Source organism: Bradyrhizobium sp. BRP56, assembly GCF_020194035.1.
GTDB lineage: Bacteria > Pseudomonadota > Alphaproteobacteria > Rhizobiales > Xanthobacteraceae > Bradyrhizobium > Bradyrhizobium australafricanum.
Genome location: NZ_JADYVV010000265.1, coordinates 1 through 251 on the forward strand (window position 1 = coordinate 1; position 251 = coordinate 251).

Annotated in this window: 1 protein-coding gene; it reads left to right on the forward strand. The window is 69.3% G+C overall.

Annotation, left to right across the window (positions count from 1 at the left end; translation table 11 throughout):
• A partial coding sequence (locus tag I6F38_RS43680) for a hypothetical protein (RefSeq protein ID WP_225164752.1) occupies window positions 1-251 on the forward strand: 251 nt, incomplete at both ends.

Below are 251 nucleotides of genomic sequence, written 5' to 3' on the forward strand. Positions count from 1 at the left end.
GGCGAGCCTGACGACGGCGGCGAACACGCTGCTGCTGAACCAGACGGTGACCGACGCCGACGGCGATCACGTCACCAAGGGCATCGACCTCGGCAGCGGGGTGTTTGCGATCCACGACGACGGCCCGACGCTGGGCACGCCGACGGCGGCGGTTGCGGGTCAGCTGACGCTGGACGAGACCAATCTGACGGGCGCGCCGATCAGCACCAGCGCCAACTTTGCCGGCAACTTCGACGGCGGCACGCCGCATT